Origin of the sequence: Asticcacaulis sp., assembly GCF_020217185.1 — a bacterium.
In the GTDB taxonomy this organism is placed as follows: Bacteria; Pseudomonadota; Alphaproteobacteria; order Caulobacterales; family Caulobacteraceae; genus Asticcacaulis.
The window spans coordinates 1-10,000 of sequence record NZ_JAIWNX010000125.1; the positions used below are offsets into that span (position 1 = coordinate 1).

Genomic DNA, 10,000 nt, shown 5'->3' on the forward strand with positions numbered 1-10,000 from the left:
AGGTAGAGGCGGCGCAGGCTCTGGGCCTCAACTGCCTCCATGCGCACCGCAATGTCGGCAAGCACGATGTCTTTGATCGTCAGGACGAACTGGGGCTGATGCGCGTCATGGAACCCGGCGGCGGGCGCCACGCCATCGGCAAGGACCTGAAACCCGGCGAAAGCCTGTCCGAAGCCGATGCCTTCAGCCGCGCCTATATGATCGAGAAGTGTCGCCTGATGGCCAGAACCTTCCGTTCGCATCCGTCACTGGCGCACTACACGCTTCAGAACGAAATCGGGGCCAATCTCAACAATCCTGACGTCCAGAATGTTCTGAAAATTATTCACGACGAAGACCCGTCGCGCACGGTCATCCTCAATGACGGCTTTGTCAAACGGGGCGCAGCGCAGGCCATGTATCTGGCCTATAATGACCACTATTTCCGCTCGGATGTCGAACCTTTCGGCGGCTGGTGGGTGGAGCATCAGGGGGCCGGGGATCAGTGGTACGACAAGTTCTATCAGTCGAAAGACAGCTACATCCATTATCAGACCGGTAAGCCCTATATCGTCGAATTTGGTGAAATGCAGGGCTGCGCCACGGCGGACAACCATGTGCTGATGGTCGCCGACATTCTGGCCAATGGCGGTAAGTCCTACGACCTTGAAGACCATAAGGTCATCGTGCAGAACACCTCGGCCTATCTCGATAAATGGGGCTTCCGCAAAGCGTTTCCGACGACGGAAAGCCTGTTCCTGTCGGTGGGTCGCAAGGTTTATGACGCCTGGCAGAACTATCTGGAAAACATCCGCATCGGTGACGAAGTCGATATAGCCGCGATTTCCGGCTGGGAGACGACGGCCATCGAAAACCACTCGGGCATTGTCGATAATCTGCGCTATTTCAAATCGCCACCCGATCTTCTGCGCAACAGCCTGCTGCCGGTCCGGCCGATCGCCAAGCAACGTCGTCTGGTCTATGCGACGGGTGAAGCGGCCGAACTCGACATCTACCTGCTCAATGATACCGATGCGCAGATCAGCGGTGAGATGATCCTGAGCCTGATTGCGCCGGACGGGACGACGACCGAGATTGCCCGCTATGCAGCGCCGACGCATATGAAGGATCAGTTCCGCTACCTGCTGGCGGAGAAGGTGCTGACGCCCGCCCTGACGAAGCCGGGTATCAACAAGGTTCAGATTGAGCTGAAAGGCTACCCGTCTTTTGTGCGCGACCTGTGGGTGGTGGACAATGCCTCAGGGCTGAAAAAGCCGGTGACGCTGGCCGTATCGGGTGTGGCCAAATCCTTCCGCGATCAGTTGACGGCCATCCCCGGCCTGACGGTTGAAGATTTCAAGGCCGGTGGGAAATATGATGTCATCATCGCTTCGGGCCTTAAAGCCGAAGAGATTGCCAGGCGTCAGGTAGGGGAGCAGACGGGCCTTGAAGCCCAGCCCAAGGCCGGCGAAAAGCCCAAGCTCATTCTGGGCGAACTGCCGGCGGACGTGCTGGCCGCGGTAAAGGCGGGGACGCCACTGCTGGCCTATGTGCCGGAAGACGGTCTGGCCGAAGGGGTGGCAAAGCAGTTGTCGGCGCTGGGCCTGTTCTCTTATGCCGGTCAGGTGGGTAATCTGCGTGCGCCGTGGATGGGCAACTGGAACTATCTGCGCGCCCACCCGATCTTCGACGGCCTGCCGGTGGATCAGGCCACGTCGGTCTTCCATCAGGTCGAAGGTCAGCCCTCGAATGGGTTGCGGATCGACGGCCCTGTCATCGGGCCGGAAGGCATTGAGGTTATCGCCGCCTACAGCCGTGACCATGACCGCCAAAACGGCGCAGCGAGTTTTACGGTACGCAAGGACGGCATGAAGGTTATCGTACACCGATTGCCCGACATGGTGGCCCCGCTTCAGCGACGCTTCCTGATCAATGCGATTAGCTGGTTATCCGGAATCTACTGATGACGCTCAGCATGGGCAAAGCCATATGGCTATCATGAGCCTGCCCGGCTGTCAGTTCTATAGCGGCGACGGGTCATGAAAACGGCCTCCAAATCAGTGGATGTGTATGACAGCTTGAAAACCCGTTTTATGAGTTTACTGCCTAATACCAAGGGGCATTGAAAATGACTCTTGGTATTTCATCCGGGAATTTCTCATGTCACTGATACATATGAGAAATTCTCGTTTCTTCAACGGCCGGATGCGGTCAGCATCTTCGGCCGTTGGTATAATTATGAGATCATGTTCTGAGCCTGTATGATTTGGCAGGCCTTGAGCCTTTCCTTCACACCGTCGATACCGGTGAACATCAGCACATCAATAATGGACAGGGAGGATTCAAAATCCGCCCTTTGCTGGTCGTAGACCCTCTCATCCATCTTAAGAAAGTTCAGTTCCATGTTGCGGGCCTGGAAACGGTCGGCTCTGTAAAGCGCGGCACCGCCTATGGGGTTGATATAGGTTCCGGCCCCGATTTGGTGTCCGACCTCAAGTGACCAGTCCCCGGCCTCCCTTATGTTTGTGTAGTCGAAGCCACCGGAGGATTGCACGCGCAGTCGTGCGGATAGTCCCAGTTCATGGCACACAAGCCCGATGATGGCGGCGTTGAGGTCGGCGATGTGGGATGTCCGTGTGTCCAGCGCTGTATCAACAAGTTCCATGACCAGACGGAAGTGCGGTGCTTTGCGATAGGCGGCCGCAAGCTGGCCGCGGATGCGTTCGCGCCAGGGCTGGCTATCATCTATGCGCATGTCGCGGATGCGTGTGTCACAGGCCGAACGGTGCAGGGGGACGACCATATAGGTCCAGCCATTGTCCGGGCGCAGGATCCGGTTGCGGTTGATCCAGCCGTGCCGGATATATTGCACGTCGTCATTGAGGACGAAAATATCGCTGGCTGCGATCAACTGCCAATAGCCCAGATAGGGAAAGAAATAGGGCTGCATGATCGCCAGAACGGGGCTGTGCCTCATGTATCCCACGCCATTGCAAGACGGGTGGCCGGGCGGCGGCGCAACTCATCGCGCAGCCGTGACCAGTTCTCATAGCGTTGTCGTTCCGCCGCTGGCAGCGCCAGATACTGGGGTTTGTCCCACGGATCGCGGGCCAGGACCGCGGTCTCTAGCGCCGCTAATCCATCATGGCCGGCAAGGTCATCGGCCTTCAGGTCCGGTACATAGCCGAACATAGCCATAAGAGGCGCACAGACCGCCTCGACATAGGCGATCTGTTCTGCGTCCAGCCCCTGCCTGTACTGCCCGTGATTATCGCACATCAGGGGGCGTCCGATATTGCGCAGCATATGCGCACGCGCCGCCTCAGCGCGGGCATTTGCGCTAAAGTCCAGCATGGCGGGATCAAAGCCCATACCGAGTCTGGCGCAGGTCGCTGCCAGGACCCGTTCGGGATCGGCGAGCAGAGCCTCATAGGTCAGGACGGCCAGTCGCCGGCGTCCCTTCAGCCAGGCCAGACTGTTTACAAAGCCCGTCTGGTCGGCCATCCACTGCCGCGCGGCCCGGACGACGCCTCCGCGCAAGGCATCCGCACGTAACCAGGACAGGGCCATGTCGCGCGGATCGCGCACCATAAAGACATAGGCGGGCGCGTCCGAGACGCTTTCCAGAAAAGGCAGGAAGCCATGAATCGAGCATTCCTTGACGAAGATCCTGTCCCGGCCCGCTGACCTGCGTTCAGCCTCATAAAGGGCCGCCGCCATGCCTGCCGCACTGTTCTGGGTTTGCAGCACGGCTTCGCGTCTGGCGCGGGGCCAGGCATCGATCTGCCACAGGCCGAACTTGGCCTCGAACATATCAAGCATGTCCCGGCGCAGGGCTGGAAGCTCATCCTCACCATAGTGTGCGGCGACCTCGGAAAAGACACGAAACAGATGCGCCGCCCCGGGGCCGCAGATATGCGGATGGGCGGCGAACATCCGGCTCAGCAGATTGCTGCCTGAGCGTTCCGAACACATCAGGAAGATCGGGGCGTTCAGGCGGGCCTCGTTCATGAAGCCATTTCCGTGTGCGGAACACTCAGGCTGCGCAGGGTTTCGATAATCAGATCGCGTTCGAGGCGGGCCATGCCGGGATGACAGGGAATATTGACAAGGCGCCGGTGCAGGGAGTGCGCTCCGGGAGCCTGTGCGGAAAGAGGGGCATAGACCTTGCGCAGGACCATGTGCGGATTTTCAAGCCGCTCGACCGGCACATCGACTGGTGCGAGAACGGGCAGGCCCATCAGGGGACGGCGGGGCAGGGGGCCAAGCATCTCAAAGCCCGCCTGAAGGGCCAGGGAGGCGATGCGTTGGGCCTGCAATTCATAGACCGGGGCCCAGGCCGGGGCCTGATACAGTCTGTCCAGTATATAGGCCGCGGCAATATCGGAAAGTTTGGCATTGATAGAGGCGTCAAGCGGCCGGTACCCATTGTGCCGGTGAAAGATGAGCTGCCTCAAGGCTTCCTCATCCTCGGCTGGGGCCAGGATGAAGCCGCCCTCACCCAGGCCAAAGGGCTTGGTCTGGTGAGCGCTGAAGGCCTGGTAGGGCGCGCGGGTATCGGGCCGTGCGCTGAATCCGGCCGCGTTGTCGATGAGCAGCAGCTTGCCGGTTTCCGCAGCGAAATCCGCATAGGCGGAAAAGTCGTTGAAATAGCCAAAGGGATTGGTGACGACCAGACCGTCATAACTGTCCTGGGGCAGGTTCCGCACAGCATCAAGACTCAAGCGCGCGCTGGCATCGACATCCACCACGGTCGAACCGGCGAAATACCCCCGAACTACATTGAAATAGCTCAGGGCGGGCACGCACCAGTGCAACGGCCGCCCGATCTTGTGTTCATGAAGCCGTGCCAGGGTTTCCAGGGCCAGAGTGCCATTGGCGCAGGGCAGGATCAGGTGCGAATTCTCAAGCCCTGCATATTCATGCAGGGCGCTCGCCAGCAGAGAAGAGACGGGCCCGAAATTCGACCAGTGATTGGCCCGCGCGCTGAGCGACAGGAAACGGGCAATCTGTTCCGGATCCGGCGACTTATTCTCGACAAAATCGATGACGGCCGGTTTCGGCGAGGGCTTCGCCCCGGTTGGGAAGGCGGCGTCCTCAAGCTGTTCCGACAGCCGCTTGAACTGCGTATCGATCAGGGCAAGGCGTCGTCTGGGGGGATAGGCTTCGCGCCCGACCCAGCGATTATAGGTGCATACCAGTCTTTCGTAATGAACCGAGGCCCAGGACCGGGGCAAAACATCGCTTTCAAGGGCGCACAGGCTGAGCGCCAGCCCCGCATCCACCCAGCGCACACCGCTGAAGCGCTTGCGCAAGCGCAGGATCAGATAGGGGGCGAGAGAGCCGGCCTGCAACAAGACCGTGACCTGCCGCGTTCCGGCAAGTCCTGCGGTGACAGCCTCGGCAAGGCGCGTCTCAATCTCGTCCCGCTGGGTCCGCGCCAGACTGGGGTGAATTTGCAGGAAACATCCGTGTTCCAGCCGGGCAAAGTCCAGAAAATCGCGTAGCGGATCGGGCCCCAGCACAATCACATGGTGATCGGACAGGCCTTTCAGGAAGCGCAGGAACTCACCACTTTCGACGGCGCGCTTCAACAGCAGGCCATCGGCACGGCGCACATGGGCCGGAATGGTCTCGTCCATGACCCTCAGGCAGGCCTCCGGGAATCCGGGTGTGCTGCTGAAGCGTGCGCAATCGGTCCAGGCCTCGGTTGAGACCCCGAAGGACAGGGTGTCATCGGGCTGAATATCCCGGATCAGATCCATAAGTTCGTCGATGAAGCCGTCCTCGAAAAATCCCTGCCCGGTGCGTCCCACCAGTTGGTCCGCCTTTTGTTTTTCCTCGGGGGTGACCGGCCAGGGCATTTGCCTTTGCACATCAACCATGCGTTCCCAAAATCCATGGTTGATCTTAACATAGGTGAAGTCTGGCTCCGCCATAAACGCCTTCAGCCACAGATCAAAGGATGAAAGCGTTCCGCCGCCCGTATCCATGAAACGGCGCCTCCGATATTTTTAATTTTTAAAACAGAATGTTAAGAGGAATGATTCTTTCAAATCATCCCCCCGCAGACAGGTTTTTACCCGCATGTCCGAAGCTAAATCTTTAAACCATGGAGGGAAATTTTCAACCGCAATCTTTTGTTGACTCGCCTGAAAATACATGTGATCCACAACATATTCGACCTAAAAGTGTGTGGAGGGCCCTGTGGAACCTTTTCTGGGTGAGATTAAGATATTACCGTACAGCAAGAGTCTGCAGGGATGGCATTTGTGCGACGGTTCTGTTCTGCAGATAAGGAGCAATCAGGCCCTTTATTCCCTGTTGGGCTTCAATTATGGCGGCGACGGTCGTGACACCTTTGGATTGCCAGACCTGCGTGGCAGGGTCCCTGTCTGCATCGGTACCCAGGCTCCGTTCCAAAACCAGGGCAATAAGGGCGGGGAGGAAGCGGTCACTCTCACCATGGCGAACATGCCGCTGCATGGCCATCCCTTCGGTGCGATCACCCAGACCGGGACCTCGGTTGACAGCACAAACACGCTCTACGCCGCAACCAGTCAGCCGCCACTCTATGTGGCCCCCACCAAGCCACTGGTGACCATTGCCGGCAATTCGGTTGAGGCCGCGGGCGGCAGTTCGCCCAGCCATTCCAATCTCCAGCCCTATCTGGTCCTGGCCTATTACATCGCCACCTCGGGCATCTATCCCACACGGCCCTAATGAGCCAGATTTTTTATTTCATTCTTCTGGAGATCGAACATGGACTGCTATGTTGGAGAAATTCGCCCTTTCGCCGGCTTGCACGCACCTCTGGACTGGGCCTTTTGTCTCGGACAAATCCTCCCCATCTCAGGCAATGAGGTGCTTTATTCCCTTATCGGCACCCAATTTGGCGGTGATGGTAGGGTTAATTTCGGCTTACCCAATCTTCAGGGCCGCTTGCCCATGGGCACCGGTACCGGCACGGGCCTGTCTCCGCGCGCCATGGGCGCTTCGGGGGGAAGCGACGTGGTCGCCCTGACCCTCGGTCAAATTCCAGCGCACAGCCACACGCTGAATGCCAGCCCGGAAACGGCGACCAGTGTGTCCCCCGGGCCAAATGTGACCTTTGGCACGGTCAGCAATGGCATGGCTTTTTATAATGACACTAACAAGCCGCCCACCGGCACGACATACGTCAATGCCGCCTGTATTCCGCAAAGTGGCGGCAATGGCTTGCCTCACGACAATGTCATGCCGACCACGGTCTTGAACTACATCATCTGCCTGAATGGTATGTATCCGCCTGTCCAATAGGCCAGCTCGGCGGATCAGGCTTCATATCCGGATAAACCCACAGGATTTACGTCATGAGTGATCCCTTTATCGGCGAAGTGCGCATCTTTGCCTCAAGCTATGTGCCCGAAGGCTGGCATCTTTGCGACGGCTCCACCCTCGATGTGCGGGCCTATCAGGCCCTTTATGCGGTCATCGGTAATACCTATGGCGGCAGCCCGAATGTGAATTTCAAGGTGCCCAATCTGCTTGGCATGGCCGTATCCGCGCCCGGACTGGCTCCGACGGGCGGTGCGTTTAACAAGCAGTTGGGCCATGCCTATGGCGCGCCCGCGGTGACGCTCAGCCAAAGCAACCTGCCTCCCCATAGCCATGTCATCCAGAGACAGACCAACAATTTCAAATATGCCGGTAAGACGGCCGCTCCCGACAACAAGTCGAACCTGGGCGGCATGCGTGATGCGACCACCAATGTCGCCATCTTTTCCACAGCAAGCGCGCCGAATACCACTCTTCTTGGGACCACTATCGGCAATTCTGGCAGTTCCACGCCGGCGGCTCACAACAACCTCCAGCCCTATCAGGTCTTCTACTGGGGCATTGCCCTCGACGGCATCTTTCCGGTGTGGCAATAGATGTCGTGCCGATGAGCGCATCCTTGAGTACAGGCCTCAGCCGAATGCATGTCCGGCTGAGGCTTCGCGCGAACAAAGACACGGATTTCCTGCGAGCACTTTATGCGACGGTTCGCGCGGAGGAAATGGCCGTCGTGCCTTGGCCCGAAGCCGTCAAGGCCGCCTTCCTGCGACAGCAATTCGATGCGCAGGATCTCTGCTACACGACTTCTTATCCCAGTGCACGACAGTGGATCATCATCCGTGACACAGGTGCGACCAGAAGGCCGGTCGGTCGTTTTTTCCTTTACTGCGGTGTCAAAGACTGGCGCATCATCGACATTGCCTTTTTGCCGGAATGGCGGGGAATGGGCATGGGGTCAGGCCTGATCACCGCCACGGCTGCCGATGCCGCCGCCGCCGGGTGCACGCTCAGCCTGCATGTCGACATTCATAACCGCGCGAAAAGCCTTTACCGGCGTCTGGGCTTTGTGGAAGACGGCACGCATAACGGGCTTTACCAGAAAATGGTACGGGCGCTGCCGTAACGACCGCTTGCCATAGGACATCTTACGCCTGACGACTCAGGATTGGCCGGGATCAAACACCTGGATCATTATGATTTCTGGTAGAAACATAATGATCTGGATTTTTGTTTAGCCCCTCGCCGGGTACGGGCTCCGCCACCTTGGCCGCCGCCTCAATGGTGGCTTGAGCGGAATGAGTCCATTAGCAATCATTCCGCTTTAGGGGCGTGGATGTGTTGGTTGTCAGGTCCTTCTGTCATACCCCCGGAACCAGTTAATAAAAGCTGTAACGCCCTGTTTGATGCCCATGCCGGGCAGAAAGCCCGTTAAGGCCTGAAGCAAGCGGGTGCTGGCATAGGTGCGCGGCACATCGCCTTTTTGCATAGGCAGCATGTTACGCTTCAGCGGGGTCTCCAGCGCCTCTTCGATGGTGTCGATGAAAGACATCAGGCTCACCGGCTGGCCGCCCCCCAGATTGACCACCCGGAAGGGCCCCAGTCTGGACAGGGTGTCACGGGCCTGATCGTCCGGCACACGATTGTCTTCGGAAGGAATGACCGGGATCAACCGGACAATCGCCTCGACCAGATCGTCGATATAGGTAAAGTCGCGCGCGTGTTGTCCCATGCCGTAAACGTCGATGGCTTCATTCCTGTCGGCGGCATTAACGAATTTAAACAGCGCCATATCGGGACGCCCATAAGGCCCATAGACGGTGAAGAAGCGGAAGGCTGTCGTCGGTATCTTCCACAGGTGGGCATAGGAATGGGCCATCACCTCCATCGACTTTTTGGTCGCGGCATAGAGGGTCATCGGCTCATCCGTCTTGTCCACTTCCTCGAACGGCACCTTCTCATTGGCGCCATAGACAGAAGAGGTCGAAGCCAGCAGCAGGTGCTGTGGCGTGTACAGGCGGGCGATCTCCAGAATGTTGAAAGAGCCGATCACATTGGTATTGACGTAGGTACGCGGCTGTTCAAGTGAGTAGCGTACACCCGCCTGCGCGGCGAGGTGGATAATGATCTCCGGCTGACAAGCCTCAGCCGCCGTCATCAGCGCGTCCATGTTTTCCAGCATGGCCTCTGTGTGTGTGTAGAGAGGCTCACGCTTCAGCAGTTCCACGCGCGCGCGCTTTAACCGCACATCGTAATATTCGGTCATGCCGTCATAGCCGTGAACCGTATGGCCCTCGGTCAGCAGGCGCTGCGCCAGGTGGAAGCCGATAAAGCCTGCGGTGCCGGTAATAAAGACTCTCATATTATCACTCTCGCCCGGACGCCGAGGTGGCATCGCGTCCGGGATACATCAAAGACGTTAATCTGGAATCGCCGACAGACGGACCTGACGTTTGATTCTGAAGATCGGTGTTCGTCATCCTACTGACCGATCACTGTCAAAGCTGCAAGCCCGCGCGGTCATTCCGTGCTTCTGAGCGGCAAATATCGGGCATTTATGTCAGCCTATGGGCGTAAGCCGCCGATCAATAGGCATTTTTATCGCGACTGATTATCAGTGCCGTCCGCATAAGGATGACGAGATCGTCGCGGATCGACCACGACTGGATATACTCATTATCCGCCTTCACGCGGTTTTCGATGCAGG

General features: G+C 58.2%; 9 protein-coding genes and 1 pseudogene. 6 read left to right on the plus strand and 4 right to left on the minus strand.

Features of this window, described 5'->3' with window-relative positions; genetic code table 11:
• Window positions 1-1,943, plus strand: a 1,943-nt coding sequence (locus LDL37_RS06145) for a hypothetical protein (RefSeq protein ID WP_290795651.1), incomplete at its 5' end; no start/stop codon positions are given.
• 272 nt (window positions 1,944-2,215) lie between these two features.
• Here the strand turns inward: LDL37_RS06145 and LDL37_RS06150 are convergent.
• The 3 genes from LDL37_RS06150 to LDL37_RS06160 are packed head-to-tail and all read right to left on the minus strand — an operon-like array spanning window position 2,216 to window position 5,972.
• Complete coding sequence (locus LDL37_RS06150) at window positions 2,216-2,956, minus strand: WbqC family protein (RefSeq protein ID WP_290795653.1); 741 nt, start codon at window positions 2,954-2,956, stop codon at window positions 2,216-2,218.
• Window positions 2,953-3,990: a sulfotransferase gene (locus LDL37_RS06155; RefSeq protein ID WP_290795655.1), complete on the minus strand. Its 1,038-nt coding sequence runs from the start codon at window positions 3,988-3,990 to the stop codon at window positions 2,953-2,955. Before LDL37_RS06155 ends, LDL37_RS06150 begins: the two co-directional genes overlap by 4 nt.
• A complete protein-coding gene (locus LDL37_RS06160; RefSeq protein WP_290795657.1) occupies window positions 3,987-5,972 on the minus strand; it encodes a DegT/DnrJ/EryC1/StrS family aminotransferase in 1,986 nt (661 codons plus the stop codon). The genes LDL37_RS06155 and LDL37_RS06160 overlap by 4 nt, the downstream gene beginning before the upstream one ends.
• A gap of 214 nt (window positions 5,973-6,186) precedes the next feature.
• On the opposite strand from LDL37_RS06160, the pseudogene LDL37_RS06165 reads away from it, so the two are divergent.
• The 5 genes and pseudogenes from LDL37_RS06165 to LDL37_RS06185 all read left to right on the plus strand — a co-directional run.
• Window positions 6,187-6,360: pseudogene (locus tag LDL37_RS06165) on the plus strand (tail fiber protein); the annotation flags it as partial.
• Window positions 6,361-6,444: 84 nt separating this feature from the next.
• Complete coding sequence (locus tag LDL37_RS06170; RefSeq protein WP_290795668.1) at window positions 6,445-6,702, plus strand: hypothetical protein; 258 nt, start codon at window positions 6,445-6,447, stop codon at window positions 6,700-6,702.
• Between the two features lie 39 nt (window positions 6,703-6,741).
• Window positions 6,742-7,278 carry a tail fiber protein gene (locus LDL37_RS06175; protein ID WP_290795659.1) on the plus strand — a complete coding sequence of 179 codons (537 nt, stop codon included), beginning with the start codon at window positions 6,742-6,744 and terminating at the stop codon, window positions 7,276-7,278.
• 53 nt (window positions 7,279-7,331) lie between these two features.
• Window positions 7,332-7,892, plus strand: a complete 561-nt coding sequence (locus LDL37_RS06180; protein WP_290795662.1) for a tail fiber protein — start codon at window positions 7,332-7,334, stop codon at window positions 7,890-7,892.
• Between the two features lie 11 nt (window positions 7,893-7,903).
• Window positions 7,904-8,419, plus strand: coding sequence for a GNAT family N-acetyltransferase (locus LDL37_RS06185; RefSeq protein WP_290795664.1), 516 nt, complete (start codon window positions 7,904-7,906; stop codon window positions 8,417-8,419).
• Window positions 8,420-8,641: 222 nt separating this feature from the next.
• Here the strand turns inward: LDL37_RS06185 and LDL37_RS06190 are convergent, their stop codons facing one another.
• A complete protein-coding gene (locus LDL37_RS06190; protein ID WP_290795666.1) occupies window positions 8,642-9,655 on the minus strand; it encodes an NAD-dependent epimerase/dehydratase family protein in 1,014 nt (337 codons plus the stop codon).
• Window positions 9,656-10,000 lie beyond the last annotated feature (345 nt).